The sequence below is a fragment of the Burkholderia paludis genome (assembly GCF_000732615.1).
GTDB lineage: Bacteria > Pseudomonadota > Gammaproteobacteria > Burkholderiales > Burkholderiaceae > Burkholderia > Burkholderia paludis.
On the sequence record NZ_JPGL01000006.1, the window covers coordinates 1 to 18,551 of the forward strand.

At 66.8% G+C, this 18,551-nt stretch carries 22 protein-coding genes and 1 pseudogene; 11 read left to right on the forward strand and 12 right to left on the reverse strand.

What is annotated here, in order from left to right; all coding sequences use genetic code 11:
- Positions 1–58: 58 nt before the first annotated feature.
- Entirely contained in the window at positions 59–679 is a 621-nt protein-coding gene (locus GQ56_RS0102680) for a LysE/ArgO family amino acid transporter (protein ID WP_031397169.1), read from the reverse strand.
- 108 nt (positions 680–787) lie between these two features.
- Here GQ56_RS0102680 and GQ56_RS0102685 point away from each other — a divergent pair, with 108 nt between their 5' ends.
- On the forward strand, positions 788–1,681 hold the full coding sequence (locus tag GQ56_RS0102685; protein ID WP_031397170.1) for a LysR family transcriptional regulator ArgP: 894 nt from the start codon (positions 788–790) through the stop codon (positions 1,679–1,681).
- A gap of 48 nt (positions 1,682–1,729) precedes the next feature.
- Here GQ56_RS0102685 and fnr read toward each other — a convergent pair whose 3' ends face one another.
- From fnr to GQ56_RS0102705, 3 genes are all read right to left on the reverse strand, one after another.
- Positions 1,730–2,476, reverse strand: a complete 747-nt coding sequence (gene fnr / locus GQ56_RS0102690) for a fumarate/nitrate reduction transcriptional regulator Fnr (protein WP_031397171.1) — start codon at positions 2,474–2,476, stop codon at positions 1,730–1,732.
- A gap of 103 nt (positions 2,477–2,579) precedes the next feature.
- A complete protein-coding gene (locus tag GQ56_RS0102695; RefSeq protein ID WP_031397172.1) occupies positions 2,580–3,047 on the reverse strand; it encodes a universal stress protein in 468 nt (155 codons plus the stop codon).
- Positions 3,048–3,600: 553 nt separating this feature from the next.
- Positions 3,601–4,011: a DUF3005 domain-containing protein gene (locus GQ56_RS0102705; protein ID WP_031397174.1), complete on the reverse strand. Its 411-nt coding sequence runs from the start codon at positions 4,009–4,011 to the stop codon at positions 3,601–3,603.
- Between the two features lie 277 nt (positions 4,012–4,288).
- Between GQ56_RS0102705 and GQ56_RS0102710 the strand changes: the two genes are divergently transcribed.
- Positions 4,289–4,522 carry a hypothetical protein gene (locus tag GQ56_RS0102710; protein ID WP_031397175.1) on the forward strand — a complete coding sequence of 78 codons (234 nt, stop codon included), beginning with the start codon at positions 4,289–4,291 and terminating at the stop codon, positions 4,520–4,522.
- A 137-nt stretch (positions 4,523–4,659) separates the two neighbouring features.
- A complete protein-coding gene (gene epsC / locus GQ56_RS0102715) occupies positions 4,660–5,580 on the forward strand; it encodes a serine O-acetyltransferase EpsC (RefSeq protein WP_031397176.1) in 921 nt (306 codons plus the stop codon).
- 44 nt (positions 5,581–5,624) lie between these two features.
- Here the strand turns inward: epsC and GQ56_RS0102720 are convergent, their stop codons facing one another.
- The 3 genes from GQ56_RS0102720 to GQ56_RS0102730 form a co-directional block, all read right to left on the reverse strand.
- On the reverse strand, positions 5,625–6,428 hold the full coding sequence (locus GQ56_RS0102720; protein WP_031397177.1) for an SDR family oxidoreductase: 804 nt from the start codon (positions 6,426–6,428) through the stop codon (positions 5,625–5,627).
- Entirely contained in the window at positions 6,428–7,060 is a 633-nt protein-coding gene (gene folE, locus GQ56_RS0102725; RefSeq protein ID WP_031397178.1) for a GTP cyclohydrolase I FolE, read from the reverse strand. The genes GQ56_RS0102720 and folE overlap by 1 nt, the downstream gene beginning before the upstream one ends.
- An 89-nt stretch (positions 7,061–7,149) precedes the next feature.
- On the reverse strand, positions 7,150–8,076 hold the full coding sequence (locus GQ56_RS0102730; protein WP_031397179.1) for a LysR family transcriptional regulator: 927 nt from the start codon (positions 8,074–8,076) through the stop codon (positions 7,150–7,152).
- Between the two features lie 116 nt (positions 8,077–8,192).
- Here GQ56_RS0102730 and pobA point away from each other — a divergent pair, with 116 nt between their 5' ends.
- The 7 genes from pobA to GQ56_RS0102765 all read left to right on the forward strand — a co-directional run bounded on the left by pobA (position 8,193) and on the right by GQ56_RS0102765 (position 15,114).
- Entirely contained in the window at positions 8,193–9,425 is a 1,233-nt protein-coding gene (gene pobA, locus GQ56_RS0102735; RefSeq protein WP_031397180.1) for a 4-hydroxybenzoate 3-monooxygenase, read from the forward strand.
- Between the two features lie 142 nt (positions 9,426–9,567).
- Positions 9,568–10,284 (forward strand): 3-oxoacid CoA-transferase subunit A, encoded by a 717-nt coding sequence (locus GQ56_RS0102740; protein ID WP_031397181.1) that lies wholly within the window; start codon positions 9,568–9,570, stop codon positions 10,282–10,284.
- A gap of 14 nt (positions 10,285–10,298) precedes the next feature.
- On the forward strand, positions 10,299–10,955 hold the full coding sequence (locus GQ56_RS0102745; protein WP_031397182.1) for a CoA transferase subunit B: 657 nt from the start codon (positions 10,299–10,301) through the stop codon (positions 10,953–10,955).
- Positions 10,956–11,035: 80 nt separating this feature from the next.
- A complete protein-coding gene (locus GQ56_RS0102750) occupies positions 11,036–12,409 on the forward strand; it encodes a 3-carboxy-cis,cis-muconate cycloisomerase (RefSeq protein ID WP_031397183.1) in 1,374 nt (457 codons plus the stop codon).
- Positions 12,409–13,194, forward strand: coding sequence for a 3-oxoadipate enol-lactonase (gene pcaD / locus GQ56_RS0102755; protein ID WP_031397184.1), 786 nt, complete (start codon positions 12,409–12,411; stop codon positions 13,192–13,194). Before GQ56_RS0102750 ends, pcaD begins: the two co-directional genes overlap by 1 nt.
- 10 nt (positions 13,195–13,204) lie before the next feature.
- Positions 13,205–13,591, forward strand: a complete 387-nt coding sequence (pcaC, locus tag GQ56_RS0102760) for a 4-carboxymuconolactone decarboxylase (RefSeq protein WP_031397185.1) — start codon at positions 13,205–13,207, stop codon at positions 13,589–13,591.
- 164 nt (positions 13,592–13,755) lie between these two features.
- Complete coding sequence (locus GQ56_RS0102765) at positions 13,756–15,114, forward strand: MFS transporter (RefSeq protein WP_031397186.1); 1,359 nt, start codon at positions 13,756–13,758, stop codon at positions 15,112–15,114.
- 66 nt (positions 15,115–15,180) lie between these two features.
- On the opposite strand, the gene GQ56_RS0102770 is transcribed toward GQ56_RS0102765, so the two are convergent.
- Together GQ56_RS0102770 and GQ56_RS0102775 are read right to left on the reverse strand one after the other, a co-directional pair.
- Positions 15,181–15,429 (reverse strand): hypothetical protein, encoded by a 249-nt coding sequence (locus GQ56_RS0102770; RefSeq protein ID WP_031397187.1) that lies wholly within the window; start codon positions 15,427–15,429, stop codon positions 15,181–15,183.
- A 110-nt stretch (positions 15,430–15,539) separates the two neighbouring features.
- Positions 15,540–16,157, reverse strand: a complete 618-nt coding sequence (locus GQ56_RS0102775; RefSeq protein WP_031397188.1) for a LysE family translocator — start codon at positions 16,155–16,157, stop codon at positions 15,540–15,542.
- 558 nt (positions 16,158–16,715) lie between these two features.
- Between GQ56_RS0102775 and GQ56_RS47160 the strand changes: the two genes are divergently transcribed.
- On the forward strand, positions 16,716–16,988 hold the full coding sequence (locus tag GQ56_RS47160) for a TniQ family protein (protein ID WP_081894803.1): 273 nt from the start codon (positions 16,716–16,718) through the stop codon (positions 16,986–16,988).
- Here the strand turns inward: GQ56_RS47160 and GQ56_RS0102780 are convergent.
- The 3 genes and pseudogenes from GQ56_RS0102780 to GQ56_RS40560 all read right to left on the reverse strand — a co-directional run.
- Positions 16,945–17,850, reverse strand: coding sequence for a phosphotransferase family protein (locus GQ56_RS0102780; protein ID WP_161788540.1), 906 nt, complete (start codon positions 17,848–17,850; stop codon positions 16,945–16,947). The two genes, GQ56_RS47160 and GQ56_RS0102780, sit on opposite strands and share 44 nt — an antisense overlap.
- Positions 17,847–18,071, reverse strand: coding sequence for a hypothetical protein (locus GQ56_RS45485; protein WP_031397190.1), 225 nt, complete (start codon positions 18,069–18,071; stop codon positions 17,847–17,849). The genes GQ56_RS0102780 and GQ56_RS45485 overlap by 4 nt, the downstream gene beginning before the upstream one ends.
- Before the next feature lie 169 nt (positions 18,072–18,240).
- Positions 18,241–18,444, reverse strand: a pseudogene (locus GQ56_RS40560) (IS6 family transposase); the annotation flags it as partial.
- Positions 18,445–18,551: the final 107 nt, after the last annotated feature.

The following is an 18,551-nucleotide window of genomic DNA, read 5'->3' on the forward strand; positions in this document are numbered from 1 at the left end:
GACCTGCCGGGGCGCCGGGGGCGGGCGGCCCGCGGCCGCCCGTGCAACGGCGAGCCGGTCAGCGCAACTGCACGGCCGCGAGAAACAGCACCATGCTGCCGATCGCGCCGTCCAGCACGCGCCACGCAAGCGCCTTGCGGAACCACGGCGCGAGCAGTCGCGCACCATAGCCGAGCCCGAGGAACCACACGACGCTGACGGTCATCGCGCCGATCGCGAACGCGAACCGCGCTCCTTCCGGTTCGCGTGCGCCGGCCGTGCCGATCAGCAGGAACGTGTCGAGGTACACGTGCGGGTTGAGCCACGTGAACGCGAGCGTCATCAGCACGACCGCCATCGCGCTTTGCGGCGGCGGCGCGACCGCGTCGCCGCGCACGTCGAGCGTGGCGTGGCCCGGCTTGAACGCGCGGCGCAGCGCGTTGATGCCGAACCACGCGAGATACGCGAGGCCGACGTACAGCACCGCATGGACGAAGGTCGGATAGCGTTCGACGAGCACCGAAGCGCCGCCGACGCCCGCGCCGATCAGGATCATGTCGGACAGCGCGCACAGCAGGACGATCTTGCCGACGTGCGAGCGCATGATGCCTTGCCGGAGCACGAACGCGTTCTGCGCGCCGATGGTGACGATGAGCGATGCACACAGCGCGAGGCCGTGGGAAAAAGCGAGCCAGTTCATGGTGGGGAAGCGGTAGCAGCAGTAGACGGGTGAATCGGGTAGCGCTAGTCTGCGGTCGGCATGAGAATAAGAGAAGCTAAATCACCTAATGCAGATTAAGGAAATCTAATGCTCGACTACGCGTTGCTCGATGCCCTCGCGGCCGTCATCCGCCACGGCTCGTTCGAGCGTGCGGCCAAGGAGCTGAACGTCACGCCGTCGGCCGTGTCGCAGCGCGTGAAACTGCTGGAGGAGCGGGTCGGCAGCGTGCTCGTCAGGCGCGGGCAGCCGTGCGTCGCGACGACCTCGGGCGCGCTGCTGTGTCGGCACACCGAGCGCGTGCAATTGCTGGAGGCCGAGCTGGGCGGCCGGATGCCGGCACTGCCGGGCCAGATCGCGAGCGCGTGGCCGACGCTGCGCGTGGCCGTCAACGACGACAGCGTCGCGACGTGGTTCATCGACGCGGTCGGGCCGTTCTGCACGGAGCGCGAGACGTTGCTCGACCTCGTGATCGACGACCAGGACTACACGGCCTCGCGCATTCGCGACGGAAGCGTGCAGGGCGCCGTGACCGCGCAGGCCGAGCCGATCCAGGGGTGCCGTTCGGAGCGGCTCGGGCGCATCCGCTATCGCGCGGTGTGCTCGCCGGCGTTTTACGAACGCTACTTCGGCGCGGGCATCACGCGCGATGCGCTGCGCCGCGCGCCGTGCGTGATGTTCAATCCGAAGGACGGGCTGCAGGCGCGTTTCATCCGGCGCGTGACGCGCGCGGATCTCGATCCGCCGCAGCACTGGATCCCGCACGTCGCGGGCTACCTGCGCGCGTGCGAAACGGGGCTGGGATGGGGAATGTGTCCGGACCGGATGGTCGATCGCCAGCTGGACGCGGGCGAACTGGTCGACATGTCGCGCGGGCGCACCGTCGACATCGACCTGTACTGGCAGAGCTGGCGCCTGTCGATCGGCTGGCTCGACGATTTCAGCGCGGCGCTGAAGGCGCGCGCCGCGCTGTTTCTCGATTGATCGGCGGCGCGACGGGGGCGGCGCGCGAGAGGCGCGCGCCGGGCGGCGTCAGACGTGCTGCAGGCCGTCGAAATCGATGATCTGCACGTGGCGGCCCTGCATGCCGATCAGGCCGCGCTTCTGGAATTTGGACAGCGTGCGGCTGACCGTTTCGAGCGTCATGCCGAGGTAGCTGCCGATGTCTTCGCGCGTCATCCGCAGGTTGAATTCCGACGGCGAGTAACCGCGCTTCAGGTAGCGCGACGATACGTCGAGCAGGAAGGCGGCGACCCGCTCTTCGGCATTCAGCGAACCGAGCAGCATCGTTTGCGACGTTTCGCGCACGATCTGTTCGCTCATCAGCTTGTGCATGCGCAACTGCATCGAACCGGCTTCCGAGCACAACGCCTTCAGCGCGCTGTACGGAATCACGCAGACGGAGCTGTCTTCCAGCGCGACCGCGGTGCGCGGATGCGTGTCGTCGCAGATGCCGTCGAGGCCGAGCGCCTCGCCCGCGAGATGCAGCCCGGTGACCTGCTCGCGGCCGTCATGGCGCGTGGCGACGGTTTTCAGCGAACCCGAGCGCACCGCGTACAGGTTGTCGAATGCGTCGCCTTCGCGGAACAGCGCTTCGCCGCGCTTCACGGGGCGCGCCGCGCAGATGACCGACTCGAGGCGACTGAGCGCTTCGGGCGCCAGGCCCTGCGGCATGCACAGGTGCCGCATTGCGCATGTCGAGCAGTGCGCGGCCTGGCGAGGAGCCCAGCTGCCGGCGTGAGGCGAGGCGGCGGGACGTGTAGCGACGGGCGTCAGCATGATCGTTTACTCCGGCGTTGAATCGACTGAATCATTGTCCCACCGCAAGTTGCCGCTGTCGGGTGACAAAACGTCGCGACGGGCCGCGCATGCCGCACACCGCTCAGGCGGCCGGTGCGTGGTCGTTGGCGGCCGCCGGAATCAGCAGCACGGGCAGCGTCGCATGCCGCACGCATTGTTCCGCGATGCTGCCGAGCACGAGGCGGCGGAAGCCGCGGCGGCCGTGCGTGCCGAGCACGAGCAGATCGGCGCCGAACGCCTTCGCGCCTTCGAGGATCAGCGACGACACGTCGTTGAGCGACGTCGCCTCGTTCAGCCGCGTTTCGCCCTGCACGCCCGCGGCCTGCATCTGTTTCGTGAATTCCTTCGCGAGTTCGTTGCCTTGCGCGACGAGCTGATCGCGCAGCACGGACGGATCGTAGCCGGGCACGTTGTAGTAGATCGCGGCGTTCTCGACGACGTAGAACGGCTGCAGCTCGGCGCCGTGCGCTTTCGCGAGCGCCAGTGCGGCATCGAACGCATGGCGGGACGTGTCGCTGCCGTCGACGGCAACCAGAATACGCTTGTACATAGTGTCTCCGAGTGGCGGGTTGAAACGAAGCCGGCCGGATGGCCGATCGGGTCGGGCAATGCTGCGAGGCAGAGTAAACCAACGGCGGGGACTTTGCAGCGAGGCGCCGCGCGGCGCTGAACTGCACGCGCCGCACGATTCGAGCACGGTCGTTGCGCGCGTCGCCTGCGAGAACGCATGCGCGGCCATCGAAGGCGCGCATCGCGCGGGTAGGCGGGCACGCCGATCGCGCCGCACGCCGATCGCATCGCCATGGCGCGATCGTCACGGACGCACGCATCGCATGTCTTGCATGTATCGCACGCGTCACGCGCATCGCACGCATCGCCAGCCGCCATTCAATCGCAGCCGCGCCGTCTCGCCATGACTTCGATCAATGCAGGTGCATCCACGCGATCCGCGCCCGCATGAAACCGCCGATGCCGCCGCGCGGAATCGTTCGCCTGGACGGCGTGCGTGCGCCGGCGCGCGGTGCGGGCGCACCGATCCGCGGCCATCGGGCAGCGACCCGTGCCGGCATGCAAACGAACGACCGATTCAAACGCCGCGCCGGCTACCTCGGCACGACCGTCAGTTCGAAGACGCGTTCCGGCCGCGGCTGGTGGCCGGGCCAGTAGGCGCTGCCGTACATCCGGTGGACGGGGCCGAACGGCGCGTCGCCGGCGGGCGGCGGCGTGTCGAAGCCTTTCTCGATCACCATGTAGCCGGCCCGCAGCGCGAACGCCGGATGATTGCCGCCCGGGCGGCTGTCGAAGCCGGCGAAGCCGTCACCGGCTTCCGGCATCGCATTGACGAGCGACGCGTTGCTGCGCGTGATCTGGTCGGGCGAGATCGGCCCGCCGCCGGCGAGGCGCGACGCCTCGCGGTTCTTGCCGTCGGTGTCGACCGTGCTGTCGTGCGTGTCGTCGTTGTCGAGCTCGATGCTGCGCGGTTGCGAACGACCGGTTTGACCGGATGATTCCATCGCGGCTCTCCTCGCGGCGAAGCACTCCGGATCGAAGCAAATCCCGTTCCGGGCATGACGGGAAAGGGCGCGCGGGCGATCGCCGCGGTCGCGTGACGCGCACTGATTTGTCGTGATTTATTTCAGCTAGAAGACCCATTTTCTACAGAGTATGATTCTTTTCCTGCGACGCGGCGACAGGGATTCGGTCGTGCCGCCTCTGCCCGCGCCGGGGGCGCCGCAGCACCCTCAAGACGGGTAGTGAACAACAAGGCAAGGGACTAGAGGTGGCGGATTCATGCAAGCGACTACTGCCTTCACGCACCGCGGTTATCTGTTGAACTGCGCGCCCGCGCGCGCCAGTGACGGTTCGTTCAAGCCCTACGTCGTGATCTCCCGATCGAGCGACGGGGAACTCGTCGCGAACCGTTTCTTCCCGATCGAACTCCAGTTCAACGACGAAGACGCCGCGATCGCGCACGCGCGCGACTGGGCCGTGCGATGGATCGACGCGAGCACCATCTCGATATGACGCCGCCGCGATCCGGCGCCCTCGGCCGTTCGGCCGATCCCCGGTGCGCCGCTTCCGCACGAAAAACGCGGTAATCTTGCGGAACCCGTCACTTTATTAGCGGCCGTGCGACCGAGCGCAGCCGCCTGCATTGACATATGTCGACATCACCCGCCCGTCAATGGGGCCTTGAAGCCATCGTCGCCGGCTTGCGCGAGTCGCGCGAGGAACTCCACCGCACGCGTCATCCGCGCGGCATCCGCGAACTGCCGTCGCGCGATGCGATCTGCAAGATTGTGACCGGCCTGCGCGCGTCGATGTTTCCGACGCACTACGGCGCGCCGGACCTGACCGACGAAAGCGTCGATTTCTACGTCGGCCACACGCTCGAAAGCACGTTGCGCATTCTGTCCGAGCAGATCCGCCGCGCGTTGCCGTTCCTGCCCGAACACGCGGATACGCCGTTCGCCGAGCTGGACGAACGCGCGTTCGAGATCGCGCGCGAATTCGGCCGGCAGTTGCCGGAGATTCGCGCGCTGCTTGTCAGCGACATCCAGGCCGCGTATGCGGGCGATCCGGCCGCGCAGCACGTCACCGAGATCCTGCTGTGCTATCCCGGCGTGCTGGCGATGATGCACCACCGGCTCGCGCACGCGCTGCACCGGCTCGGCGTGCCGCTGCTCGCGCGGTTCATCAACGAAATCGCGCACTCGGCCACCGGCATCGACATCCACCCGGGCGCACGGATCGGCCCGAGCTTCTTCATCGACCACGGCACGGGCGTCGTGATCGGCGAGACGGCGATCATCGGCGAGCGCGTGCGCGTGTACCAGGCCGTCACGCTCGGCGCGAAGAGCTTCCCGGCCGACGGCGAGGGCGCGCTGGTCAAGGGCAACGCCCGGCATCCGATCGTCGAGGACGACGTGGTGATCTATGCGGGCGCGACGATCCTCGGCCGCGTGACGATCGGGCGCGGCTCGGTGATCGGCGGCAACGTGTGGCTCACGCACAGCGTGCCGCCCGGCACGAGCGTCGCGCAGGGCAAGGTGCGCGAAGGCGGGAGCGCCGAGAAGCCGTAACGCGGCGCGCGGCGTGCGGCCGAGGGCCGCCGCCCCGCGTGCGGTCAGTGCTTGCCGGCGGGCGAGCGGTGCTTGTACAGCACGTCCTGGTCGACGCGGATCAGGTTCTGCCCCGCGTCGACGACGAAATCCACGCCGTTGTAGGCGTTGCCCGTGAGCAGCAGGATCGCGCTCGCGACGTCGTCGGGGCCGGCGATGCGCGCGAGCGGCGTCGACGCGCGGCTCGCGTGCTCGAAATCGGCCTGCGTCTGGTCGTCGCTCGGCAGCATCAGCCCCGGGAACACCGCGTTCACCCGCAGCACGGGGGCGGACGACAGCGCGAGCATCTGCGTGAGGTTGCCGAGCGCGGCCTTCGCGACCGTGTAGCTGAAATGGTCGCGGTGAAAGTTTTCCTTGATCTTCTGGTCGACCACGTTCACGACCACCCCTTGCGCGCCGGCCGCGCGGGCCCGTTCGTAGAACGCGCGGGTGAGCAGGATCGGCGCGCGGCAGTTCACGGCCCACGCCTGGTCGAATGCCGCGAGGTCGAAGCGCGGGAAGTGGTCCTGCCAGAACACCGACGCGTTGTTGACGAGCACGTCGAGGCGCCCGAAGCGCGCATAGACCTGGTCGATCAGCGCGGTGATCTGCTCGGCGTCCGACAGGTCGGCCTGCAGCGCCGCCGAATCCTGCCCGCGTTCGGCGATCGCGCGGGCCGTGGCCTGCGCGGCATCGGCCGAACGGTCGTAATGCACCGCGGTGCGATAGCCGTGCGCGGCGAAATACTCGGCGAACGCGCGCCCGGCCCGGCGCGCGGCGCCGGTCACGAGCACGACGGGCGCGGGCGCCGCTTGCTTCGTCGGCTCCATTACGTGTTCGTCAGGTTGACTGAGGACGGGTTGGCGACGATCGACAGGAATTCGCGCCGCGTCGACGGATCGGTACGGAACGTACCCAGCATGCGCGACGTGACCATCTCGACGCCCGGCTTGTGCACGCCGCGCGTCGAGATGCACTGGTGCGCGGCCTCGAGGATCACGCCCACGCCCTTCGGCTGCAGCACGTCGAACAGCGTGTCGGCGATCTGCACGGTCATCTTTTCCTGGATCTGCAGGCGCTTCGCGAACGCGTCGACGAGGCGCGCGAGCTTCGAGATGCCGACCACGCGATGGTTCGGCAGATACGCGACGTGCGCGCGGCCGATGATCGGCACCATGTGGTGCTCGCAGTAGCTCTCGAAGCGGATGTCCTTCAGCACGATCATTTCGTCGTAGCCGTCGACTTCGCTGAACGTGCGCGCGAGGATGTCGCGCGGCTCCAGCGCATAGCCGGCGAAGAACTGCTCGTACGCGCGCACGACGCGTGCGGGCGTGTCGATCAGGCCTTCGCGCGCGGGATCATCGCCGGCCCAGCGCAACAGCACGCGGACCGCGTCTTCGGCTTCTTCGCGGCTCGGCCGGGTGGCGGCCGGTTCAGGCCGTGCGGACTTCTTTTTACCCATCTATCTGCTCCGTTGAATGCGGCCGCCGGGGCGGCGCGTGATCCGGGCATTGTTTCATGCTTTCGGGGCGCGTGTGTGGGGCCCGGCGCTCACTTCGGCCATTCGTCCTGTTCGTCGTTGAACAGCGACGCGACGACCCCGCGCAGCCACGCGGTGCGCGGATCGTTGTGGTACTTGCGATGCCAGTGCTGCTTCAGGTCGAAGCGCGGCAACGCGAGCGGCGGCTCGACGGGCACGATGAACGCGTGCTCGGCCGCATACGCATAGCCGATCGCATGCGGCACCGTCGCGATCAGGTCGGTGCGGCTCAGGATGAACGGCAGGCTCATGAAGTGCGGCGTCTCGAGCACCGCGCGGCGCTGCATGCGCTGCTTCGCGAGATATTTCTCGAGCACCTCCTGGCTGCGGCCTTCGGCGCGCACCACCGCATGCCCGCACGCGAGGAACTGCCCGACCGTGAACGGCGGCGTCCGCTCGAGCGGATGGCCGCGCCGCATCAGGCAGACGAACCGGTGCGTGAACAGACGCTGCTGGAAGAAGTTGTTGCCGTCGAGATCGGGGAAGTAGCCGACCGCGAGATCGATCGACCCGGCTTCGAGGCCGCGCCCGACTTCGTCGTGCGCCAGCGAGACCGAACGCAGGTTCGCGTGCGGCGCGCGCGTCGCGAACGCCTGCAGCAGCTTCGGCAGGAACACGATCTCGCCGACGTCCGACAGCGCGATCGAGAACGTATGCGTGCTCGCGGCCGGGTCGAAGTCGTGCGGCGCGACGAGGCCGCGCTCGATCTGCGCGAGCGCGTCGCGTGCGGCCGGCAGCAGCGCGAGCGCGCGCGGCGTCGGCTCCATCCCGCGCGACGTGCGCACGAACAGCGGATCGCCGAAGTAGTCGCGCAGGCGGCCGAGCGCCGTGCTCACGCGCGGCTGGCTCACGCCGAGCAGGTCGCCGGCGCGGCTCACGTTGCGCGTGTCGTCGAGCGCGACGAGATAGGGAATCAGGTTCAGATCGAGCGTATCCATCGCCGGGCCAGTATCTTCAAAACGTATACAACATATCTCCTGAATCGCGTTGCCGCATAGTCGGGAAAGCGCTCAAATGTGTTCCATTATTCGAACCAATGTTCAGGAGACGAACAATGCGCACCCAAGTCGCGATCATCGGCGCCGGTCCGTCCGGCCTTCTGCTGTCCCATCTGCTGCGCCTGCAGGGCATCGATTCCATCCTCGTCGAAGCGCGTTCGCGCGAGTACTGCGAGAACCGCATCCGCGCCGGCGTGCTGGAGCAGGGGACGGTCGACACGCTGAACGAAGCCGGCCTCGGCGACCGGATGCGCCGCGAGGGGCTCGAGCATCACGGCATCGAGCTGCTGTTCGACGGCCGGCGCCACCGCATCGACCTGTCCGCGCTCACCGGCGGGCGCGCAATTACCGTCTACAGCCAGCACGAGGTCGTGCGCGACCTGATCGCGGCCGGCGTCGAGCATGGCCATCCGATGCATTTCGAAGTCGGCGACGTTGCGCTGCACGACGTCGAGGGCGAGCACCCGTTCGTTACGTTCACGCATGCCGACGGCCGCGCCGACCGCATCGACTGCGACTACATCGCCGGCTGCGACGGCTTCCACGGCATCGCCCGCCAGACGATCCCGGCCGACAAGCTGAACACGTTCGAGCGCGTCTACCCGTTCGCCTGGCTCGGCATCCTCGCCGATGCGGCGCCGTCGCTCGACGAACTCGTTTACGCGCATCACGACAACGGTTTCGCGCTGTTCTCGATGCGCTCGCCGACGGTCACGCGCCTGTACCTGCAGTGCAAGCCCGACGAGGATCTCGCCGAATGGTCCGACGCGCGGATCTGGGACGAACTGCACACGCGTTTTTCGAACGACACGGGCTGGACGCCGGCCGAGGGCCGGATCACGCAGAAAAGCGTGACGCCGATGCGCAGCTTCGTATCCGAGACGATGCAGCACGGCCGCCTGTTCCTTGCCGGCGACGCCGCGCACATCGTGCCGCCGACCGGCGCGAAGGGGATGAACCTCGCGGTGGCCGACGTCCGCGCGCTGTCCCGCGCGCTCGGCGCACGCTACCGCAACGGCGACGCGACGCCGCTCGACACGTATTCGGCGACCTGCCTCGAACGCGTGTGGCGCGCCGAGCACTTCTCGTACTTCATGACGAACATGCTGCATGCGTCCCCGGAGGATTCGCCATTCGTCAATCGCCTGAAGGTTGCCGAGCTGAAGTACGTGACGCGCTCGCGGGCCGCCGCGCAGTCGCTCGCCGAAAACTACGTCGGGCTGCCGTTCGACGACGCCGCGGCCTCCGAGGCAACCCGCCTTGACAACGCGCTGTGCACGACCCTATGATCGGCCATCGTTCGCTAATCGAATCTGGGTTCGAATAGCGAACAAATACCGGAGTCGATATCGGCCCCGGCGCGGCACGCGGCACGCGCGTGTCCCCTCGACAGGCCGCGCATCGTGCCGCGGGTTCGTATCAGGAAGAGACATGGTCAACAAGATTTTCGAATCGCTTCAGTCGGCGGTGGCCGACATCCACGATGGCGCGACCATCATGATCGGCGGCTTCGGCACGGCCGGCATGCCGTCGGAGCTGATCGACGCGCTGATCGCGCAGGGCGCGCGCGACCTGACGATCGTCAACAACAACGCGGGCAACGGCGAGACGGGCCTCGCGGCGCTGCTCAAGGCGAAGCAGGTGCGCAAGATCATCTGCTCGTTCCCGCGCCAGAGCGATTCGCAGGTGTTCGACGGGCTGTACCGCGCGGGCGAGATCGAGCTGGAGCTGGTGCCGCAGGGCAATCTCGCGGAGCGCATCCGCGCGGCGGGCGCCGGCATCGGCGGCTTCTTCACGCCGACGGGCTATGGCACCCGGCTCGCGGAAGGTAAGGAAACGCGCGTGATCGACGGCAAGCCGTACGTGTTCGAGACGCCGATCCACGCCGATTTCGCGCTCGTGAAGGCGTACAAGGGCGATCGCTGGGGCAATCTCGTATATCGCAAGACGGCCCGCAACTTCGGGCCGATCATGGCCAGCGCCGCGAAGGTCGCGATCGTGCAGGTGTCGGAAGTCGTGCCGCTCGGCGGGCTGAATCCCGAGCACATCGTGACGCCGGGCATTTTCGTGCAGCGCGTCGTCGAGGTGCCCCAGCCCGCACACTCGGCCGAGCTGGCCGCCGAACACGCCGCACCGCAAGCCGCCTGACCGAGGATACCGACATGAAACGACTGACCCGCGACGAAATGGCCAAGCGCGTAGCGCAGGACATCCCCGAAGGCGCATACGTGAACCTCGGCATCGGCGTGCCGACGCTGGTGGCGAACCATCTCGACCCGAGCAAGGAAATCTTCCTGCACAGCGAGAACGGGCTGCTCGGCATGGGCCCTGCGCCCGCGCCCGGCGAGGAAGACGACGAACTGATCAACGCCGGCAAGCAGCACGTGACGCTGCTGACCGGCGGCGCGTATTTCCATCATGCGGATTCGTTCGCGATGATGCGCGGCGGCCACCTCGACTACTGCGTGCTCGGCGCGTTCCAGGTGTCGGCGACCGGCGATCTCGCGAACTGGCATACCGGCGCGCCCGACGCGATTCCGGCCGTCGGCGGCGCGATGGATCTCGCGATCGGCGCGAAGCAGGTGTTCGTGATGATGGAGCACCTGACCAAGCAGGGCGAGAGCAAGATCGTCGCGCAGTGCTCGTATCCGGTCACCGGCGTGCAGTGCGTGAGCCGCATCTACACGGATCTCGCGGTGCTCGACGTGACGGCCCAAGGGCTGGCCGTGAGCGAGATCTTCACCGACCTGTCGTTCGACGAGCTGCAGAAGCTGACTGGCGTGCCGCTGATCGACGCGACGCAAAAGGCCGCCGCCTGAACCGCGGGCGTGCCGGCTCGTGCGCACGCCGGCGCGCCCGGGTGGACAATAGGCGCACGCCGTTTCCCCCATCCGATGCCATGCTTGAAGACAGCGCCCGCCTGACCTCCCTCATTTGCGGCACCGAGCCGCTCAACCGGATCTGGTCGCCTCGCGCGACGATCCAGCGGATGCTCGACGTCGAGGCCGCGCTCGCGCGCGCGCTCGCCGCGCAGCAGGTGATTCCCGCTGCCGCGGTGGCGCCGATCGAGCGCGCGTGCGACGCCGGCCGGCTGGACGCCGACGCGCTCGCGCGCGATGCGGCCCTCGGCGGCAATCTCGCGATTCCGCTCGTCAGGCAGCTCACCGCGCAGGTGAAGGCCGACGACCCCGAGGCCGCGAAGTTCGTGCACTGGGGCGCGACGAGCCAGGACATCATCGATACCGCCACCGTGCTGCAGTTGCGCGATACGCTCGACGTGCTCGAGCCGATGCTCGACGCGACCTGTGCGTCGCTCGCGGCGCTCGCGCGCACGCATCGCGCGACGCCGATGATCGGCCGCACGTGGCTGCAGCAGGCGCTGCCGATCACGCTCGGCCTGAAATTCGCGCAATGGCTCGACGCGCTGCTGCGCCATCGCGCGCGCTTCGCCGAGTTGCGCACGCGCGCGCTGGTGCTGCAGTTCGGCGGCGCGGCGGGTACGCTGGCCAGCCTGCGCGAGCACGCGAGCGGCGTGACGGCCGCGCTGGCCCTCGACCTGCGGCTCGCGGCGCCGGCCGTGCCGTGGCATACGCAGCGCGACCGCATCGCGGAAGCCGCGTCCTGCTTCGGCATGCTGACGGGCACGCTCGGCAAGATCGCGCGCGACGTGGCGCTGCAGATGCAGACCGAAGTCGGCGAGCTGGGCGAACCGGCCGCCGCCGGCAAGGGCGGCTCGTCGACGATGCCGCACAAGCGCAATCCGGTCGGCTGCGCGGCGGTGCTCACCGCCGCGGTGCGCGCCCCGAACCTCGTCGCGACGGTGTTCGCGGGGATGGTGCAGGAGCACGAGCGCGCGCTCGGCGGCTGGCAGGCCGAATGGGACGCGCTGCCCGACCTCGCGCGCCTGACGGGCGGCGCGCTCGCGCAGATCGCGCAGATCGTCGCGGGCCTCGACGTCAACACGGAGCGCCTGGCCGCGAACCTCGACCTGACGCGCGGGCTGATTCTCGGCGAAGCGGTGATGCTCGCGCTCGGCGACAAGATCGGCCGCCTCGATGCGCATCACGTCGTCGAGCACGCGTCGAAGGAGGCGGTGCGCACGGGTGCGACGCTGTTCGACGTGCTCGCCGCCGATGCGACCGTGTCGGCCCACCTGTCGCGCGACGCGCTCGCGCGGCTGCTCGATCCCGCTCATTACGTCGGCGAGGCGCACGCCTGCGTCGACGCCGTGCTCGCGCTGCACGCGGGCGCGCAATCACCAGGAGAACACTGATGCCCTTCGCCACTGTCAACGGCGTGAAACTGCACTACCGGATCGACCGTGCCGCGCGCGACGACGCGCCGTGGCTCGTTTTCTCGAATTCGCTCGGCGCCGACCTGCAGATGTGGGCGCCGCAGATCCGCCCGCTCACGCAGCACTTCAACATCCTGCGCTACGACACGCGCGGCCACGGCCAATCCGATGCGCCGGCCGGCTCGTACACGATCGAGCAGCTCGCCGGCGACGTGATCGGCCTGCTCGACCACGTCGGGATCGCACGCGCGCATTTCTGCGGAATCTCGATGGGCGGCCTGACGGGCGCGGCGCTCGCCGCACGCCACCCGTCGCGCATCGTGCGCGCGGTGCTGTCGAACACCGCCGCGAAGATCGGCACGCCCGAAGTGTGGACGCCGCGTGCGCAGAAGGCGCGGGCCGAAGGGATGGCCGCGCTGGCCGACGCCGTGCTGCCGCGCTGGTTCACGGATGCGTTCGTCGAGCGCGAGCCGCGCCTCGTCGACGCGATCCGCGATACGTTCGTGCATACCGACAAGGACGGCTACGCGGCGAACTGCGACGCGCTGAACGCGGCCGACCTGCGCGAGGAGGTGAAGGGCATCGCGCTGCCGGTGCTCGTCGTGACCGGCGCGAAGGACATGTCGACGCCGCCCGACCAGGGCCGCGCGCTCGCCGCCGCGATTCCCGGCGCACGGCACGTCGAATTCGACGCCGCGCACATCTCGAACATCGAATGCACCGACGGTTTCAACCGTGCGCTGCTCGACTTCCTGACCGCGTGAGGCGATGGCGATGGATGAGCAAGAACGTTACGAAGCCGGGATGCAGGTGCGTCGCGCGGTGCTCGGCGATGCGCATGTCGACCGTTCGATCGCGAACCGCACCGAGGTGACCGACGAATTCCAGAACCTGATCACGCGTTATGCATGGGGCGAGATCTGGACGCGCGACGGCCTGCCGCGCCATACGCGCAGCCTGCTGACCATCGCGATGATGGTTGCGCTCAATCGCGGCGAGGAGCTTGCGCTGCACCTGCGCGCCGCGCGCAACAACGGCGTGACGCGCGACGAGATCAAGGAAGTGCTGCTGCAGACCGCGATCTATTGCGGCGTGCCGGCCGCGAATTCCGCGTTCCATCTCGCGGACAGGATCTTCAAGGAACAGGATGACGCCGCCTAGGCGCGGCAGGCCGGGCGCCTGAGGCGACCCGGCCGGGCGGCCCCGCCGACGCAGGCGGGCCGCCGACGATGACAGAACGCGCCGGCAGAGTATCGGCGCGTGAACAGCGGAAAGGCGCGGCCCCGGGGGCCGCGTTTCGAATCAATACAGACAGGAGACTCGCGATGAATCGCGCACCCGTGGTCGACGTCCAGACCTTCATCAACGAGCAGCCGTTCGGCGGCTTTCAATGGCTCGTGTTCCTCATGTGTTTCGTGATCGTGCTGCTCGACGGCTTCGATACGGCCGCGATCGGCTTCATCGCGCCGTCGCTGCTCGGCGAGTGGAACCTGACCAAGCCCGATCTCGCGCCCGTGCTGAGCGCCGCGCTGTTCGGCCTTGCGTGCGGCGCGCTCGTGTCGGGCCCGTTGTCCGACCGGCTCGGGCGCCGCGTGCTGCTGCTGGGCTCGGTGTTCCTGTTCGGCGTCGCGTGCCTCTGTTCCGCGTTCTCGACGACCATCGGGCATCTGACGATCCTGCGTTTCGTCACCGGGGTCGGGCTGGGCGCGGCGATGCCGAACGCGGTCACGATGATGGGCGAATTCTGCCCGGACAAGCGCCGCGCGACCGTGATCAACCTGATGTTCTGCGGCTTTCCGCTCGGCGCGGCGTTTGGCGGCTTCCTGGCCGCGTGGATGATTCCGCATTTCGGCTGGCGCAGCGTGCTGGTGCTCGGCGGCGTGACGCCGCTGCTGCTCGGCGTGCTGTTGCTGCTGAAGATGCCGGAATCGGTGCGCTTCATGGTTGCGACCGGCCAGTCCGTCGACAAGATCCGCGCGACGCTCGCGCGCATCTCGCGCGATGCGCTCGACGCCGGCTCGTTCGCGATGACCGAAGCCGCGCCGCAGACCGGCAGCAAGGGCCTCGGCGTCGTGCTGTCGCGCTCGTACATCGTCGGCTCCGTGATGCTGTGGCTCGCGTACTTCATGGGCCTCGTGATTTTCTACGCATCGATCAACTGGATGCCGATCCTGCTGAAGGATGCCGGCCTGACGCCGAAGAGCGCGACGCTGATCTCCGCCCTGTTCCCGCTCGGCGGCGTGGGCGCCGTGCTGTGCGGCGTGCTGATGGATCGCTTCAACGCGAACCGCGTGATCGCCGTGTGCTACGCGCTGACGGCCGTCAGCGTGTATGCGATCGGGCAGGCGGCCGGCAACGTCGGGCTGCTCGTGCTGATCGTGTTCGTGGCCGGCGTGCTGATGAACACCGCGCAATCGTCGATGCCCGCGCTTGCCGCCGCGTTCTATCCGACCGAGGGGCGCGGCACGGGGGTGGCGTGGATGCTCGGCGTCGGCCGCTTCGGCGGGATCGCGGGGTCGTTTCTCGTTGCCGAGCTGACGCGCCGGCACTTCTCGTTCGCGGGCGTGTTCGCGACGATCGCCGTTGCGGGCGTGCTCGCGTGCGTCGCACTGCTGATCAAGCAGACGGCGCGGCCGCACGGTGTTGCGCAGCCGGTCGGCAAGATCGAATCGCTCGGGCATTGAGCCGCCCGATGCGCGAATGTGCGGCGGGCCGCTGGTGCGGCCTGCCGATGCGGCGGCGTCGCGCCGCTACTCCTCGGCGTCGTGTTCCTTGACGAAATTGCGCAGATACGCGCGCAGCGCGGCTTCCCGGCCGCGATGATCGGCGAGGTTCGCGGCGCCCATCTCCTCCTCGTCGCCGAACAGTGTCGGCGGCGCGCAGTAAGTGCCGATTTCGATGTTCTCGCGCAGCACGCGGATGTCGTGCGTGAGCGGGTGATACTCGGCGATCCAGTGCATCCCCTCGATGTGTTCGCCCGTCCTCAGCAGTGGCTTCATCGGCTTTCTCCGACAGCAGCGGCGCAACCGCGGAAGCGGCCGCGCGCGCCCGGACTGAAAGCGTACGCCTGCGTCGCACGAATCTCAACGGGCGCGCGGTGAGCGCTGACTCACTGTTGCAGCAGGTGTGCGACCAGCGGATACAGGGACAGGACCAGCAGGACGGCCATCGTCACGTTGAAGAGGCGCAGTGCGCGCGGATTCGACAGGAAGCGCCGCAGGCCGAGGCCGAACGCGGCCCACAGGCTGATGCACGGAAAGCCGACCAGGATGAACACGACGGCCATCCACGCGGCGTTCATCCCGTAGTCGGCGGACAGGCGGACCGTCGTCGCGGCGGTCAGCACCATCATCCAGGCCTTCGGATTGACCCACTGGAACGCGGCGGCTTCGATGAACGTCATCGGCCGCGACTTGGCGCCGTGCGCCTTCACTTCGCCGGACGTGCCGATGCGCCAGGCGAGGTACAGCAGGTACGCGACGCTGGCGGCTTCGAGGATCGTATACAGCAGCGGCGCGCGCTTGAACGCTTCGCCGAGACCGAAGCCGACGCACAGCATCAGGATCGCGACGCCGATGCTGATGCCGAACAGGTGCGGCACCGTACGTCGGAATCCGAAATTCACGCCCGACGCGAGCAGCATCGTGTTGTTCGGGCCAGGCGTGATCGTCGTGACGAGGGCAAACAGCATGCCGGCGGGCAGCGCACTCAGGGTGAGGAATTCCATCGCGGATTCTCCATTCGGTTCTAGGCTGGGATGGAGGTCAGTTTAGCGACAGTGATCGGTACAGTACCGGTACAGTTGGATGGATGGTGGCCGGTACGATGGGGGGCGTCACTACTGTTGATTCGACGGGGCGTGTTGTCTCTCGGAAAAGATGTCCGCAGTCTCAATAAGTTGTCTTTGAATAATTGACTGCCATCCCGTGCGTAAAAGCTGCAACCAGCCTCGACTCGCAGAAAGTGATAGCGAATATTTGTCGGCATGGGCTTCTGGCGCAATGTTTGATCAAGCTCGCTGCATCGTTGTTGCCACGTTGGAGGCGCTTACCGCCCGTTCACGGTTGAGGCTCATCCGCGCGAACGCGCCTGGAAAGTCATTCTCTAACGGTCCACGGAAGAGTGAGGAGGCGTGAACGGTGACTGCGATGTAGGGCCTCGCGAACAAGTTGAAAATGAAGAGGGATGCCGTCCCTGGCCTTTGCCATGGTGCAGGTTGCCTCGGAACCGCAGTCTCACATGACTCGACTGACGACGAGCGATTGGGCCTGAACAACGGCCTCCAATGAGCGCTTATGCGATTGGTCCTCATATGATTGAGGCCAGGCACCTCCTTGTTCGCGAGCGGGAGCGAATTTGTCCGCTGTGCCTGATCGACGATGGGATCATGCTTGCCGCCCATCGTCTTACCTGGATAACGGCATGTCCTGTACACGCAGTTCAGTTACTTGACGTTTTCCCTGAACCATCGGAGCCCTCGATGGCGACGAGGAATTTCGCGGTGTTGGATTGCATCAGGAAAGCCCGGCAATGCGTGCGGCGTCGGCCGCTTCGCTGAATTTACCCTTCTTTAGCCAAGTGGAAATCGAAAGTATCGTCCGCAGTTGAAGCGCTGCACCGAATACCTGTTCGCGGATCCCGCTATCGGATAAATACGAGAACCTGTAGATTTGCGCGGCGTCTGCCTGACCACCGAGGCTGAGTCGCAGAAACGTATACGCCGCGCACATGGCCGGATGCGTGAGGCGGCAATTCGGATCGATGATCACGATTTCTCCGGCCGTATTCAGCAGGACGTTGTCCATGGAAAGATCCGAATGGGTCAAGGTACCACCGGTTCTTTCGCGTTCGCAATCCGATTCGATGCAGCATGTTGCGGCGAGAAATTGCGAGCGCAGTCGCCCTTGAAACATGTCGTGCTGCACTATCTGAGCAAGACGTCGTTCCCACTCGATCTCCATTTCGTCGGAGAAGGTGTCGGCCACACCTCGCCACGGTTGTTCCCTGTCGGGACGACCGTATCCTTGTCCGGCGGCACGATGCATCAGACTTTGAAGCTTGGCGATTCGCTTCACCATGTCGGTTGACACATGGCCGGACCTGGCGAGCGGCGAGCCATTCACTCTCTCCATGACCAGAATGTCGGGCTCATGGTCGTGGGTTGCGTCGTCAACCAGCAAGACATTGGGGACCGGAACGCCGCTGGCTCGCCAGGAATCCAGGAAGTAGGCCTCCGACTTTGCAGTGCCCGGCGCAATCGTAAGCTTCACGACCACCGGCAGACCGGACAAGCGCTGTGTCCCACTCAGCACTGTCGATTGTCCGTTCGACAAAAGCTGCAGATCATGAAACCCGCCTTCGCACCGGCGAACAAGCAAGGCGTTGATAGCGGCTAGCGACCACGACGAACCATCGCTCAAGCGAATATCCATAATTTCCTCTTTCCCGTATCCGCCAGCAACTTTTCGAGTTTGCCACCGCTGTCGAGCCGACCGAGCACGGTTTCGCTCGGCTGCTTTTCCCATCGCCCCGTCAGACCGGTGTCATGCTCGTGCCAACCGCTTCCCCATTTCATTTCTTCGAGGCAGTAGTACGCACCGACGTGTTCAGCGATCAAGCCTGTGTATTTCGTGTCGAGCATCTTCGGTGCGGCAACGTGCGCCCACGCGCACCCAAGAATGGAGGCGCGGAGGTAGGCAATCCCATGCACTCGCGGCCCAACGTTGAGACGCCGGCTCAGGCTGCTGAAGCGAATTAAGTGCGCAGTGCTACCTGGCCGGAATTGATACTGAAACCTGTGCTGCAAGCAAGGCGTTCAGCCGGCAAGGGGGCGCCGCGCCAAACTTGTTGCACCAGCAACGGATCGTTTCGCATGTGACCACGACACCACGCTCGAGCAGCAACTCCCCGATGTCCCGCAGGTTCAGGTTGAACCGGAAATGCCAGCGAATCGCACAGCTAATGACGATAGCCGGGAAGCGGTGGCCATGATAAAGCGATTTTGTCCTCTTTATTGTTTCATTTTCCCGCCCTATCGCTGCCTCAAACTTGATGCTGCAAAAATAAGCGAATGGCGCGTTATATTGCAGATAACAATTTATTTTCATGCAAATTAGGTTGA

Coding starts and splice junctions, on each gene's coding strand:
- GQ56_RS0102680 (WP_031397169.1), bottom strand. CDS start 679: ATGAACTGGCTCGCTTTTTCCCACGGCCTCGCGCTGTGTGCATCGCTC.
- GQ56_RS0102730 (WP_031397179.1), bottom strand. CDS start 8,076: ATGGATACGCTCGATCTGAACCTGATTCCCTATCTCGTCGCGCTCGAC.
- GQ56_RS47160 (WP_081894803.1), top strand. CDS start 16,716: ATGAGCGCTTATGCGATTGGTCCTCATATGATTGAGGCCAGGCACCTC.
- GQ56_RS0102710 (WP_031397175.1), top strand. CDS start 4,289: ATGCAAGCGACTACTGCCTTCACGCACCGCGGTTATCTGTTGAACTGC.
- GQ56_RS45485 (WP_031397190.1), bottom strand. CDS start 18,071: ATGCTCGACACGAAATACACAGGCTTGATCGCTGAACACGTCGGTGCG.
- pobA (WP_031397180.1), top strand. CDS start 8,193: ATGCGCACCCAAGTCGCGATCATCGGCGCCGGTCCGTCCGGCCTTCTG.
- GQ56_RS0102750 (WP_031397183.1), top strand. CDS start 11,036: ATGCTTGAAGACAGCGCCCGCCTGACCTCCCTCATTTGCGGCACCGAG.
- folE (WP_031397178.1), bottom strand. CDS start 7,060: ATGGGTAAAAAGAAGTCCGCACGGCCTGAACCGGCCGCCACCCGGCCG.
- fnr (WP_031397171.1), bottom strand. CDS start 2,476: ATGCTGACGCCCGTCGCTACACGTCCCGCCGCCTCGCCTCACGCCGGC.
- GQ56_RS0102685 (WP_031397170.1), top strand. CDS start 788: ATGCTCGACTACGCGTTGCTCGATGCCCTCGCGGCCGTCATCCGCCAC.
- GQ56_RS0102770 (WP_031397187.1), bottom strand. CDS start 15,429: ATGAAGCCACTGCTGAGGACGGGCGAACACATCGAGGGGATGCACTGG.
- GQ56_RS0102695 (WP_031397172.1), bottom strand. CDS start 3,047: ATGTACAAGCGTATTCTGGTTGCCGTCGACGGCAGCGACACGTCCCGC.
- GQ56_RS0102740 (WP_031397181.1), top strand. CDS start 9,568: ATGGTCAACAAGATTTTCGAATCGCTTCAGTCGGCGGTGGCCGACATC.
- GQ56_RS0102720 (WP_031397177.1), bottom strand. CDS start 6,428: ATGGAGCCGACGAAGCAAGCGGCGCCCGCGCCCGTCGTGCTCGTGACC.
- GQ56_RS0102775 (WP_031397188.1), bottom strand. CDS start 16,157: ATGGAATTCCTCACCCTGAGTGCGCTGCCCGCCGGCATGCTGTTTGCC.
- GQ56_RS0102745 (WP_031397182.1), top strand. CDS start 10,299: ATGAAACGACTGACCCGCGACGAAATGGCCAAGCGCGTAGCGCAGGAC.
- epsC (WP_031397176.1), top strand. CDS start 4,660: ATGTCGACATCACCCGCCCGTCAATGGGGCCTTGAAGCCATCGTCGCC.
- GQ56_RS0102765 (WP_031397186.1), top strand. CDS start 13,756: ATGAATCGCGCACCCGTGGTCGACGTCCAGACCTTCATCAACGAGCAG.
- pcaD (WP_031397184.1), top strand. CDS start 12,409: ATGCCCTTCGCCACTGTCAACGGCGTGAAACTGCACTACCGGATCGAC.
- pcaC (WP_031397185.1), top strand. CDS start 13,205: ATGGATGAGCAAGAACGTTACGAAGCCGGGATGCAGGTGCGTCGCGCG.
- GQ56_RS0102705 (WP_031397174.1), bottom strand. CDS start 4,011: ATGGAATCATCCGGTCAAACCGGTCGTTCGCAACCGCGCAGCATCGAG.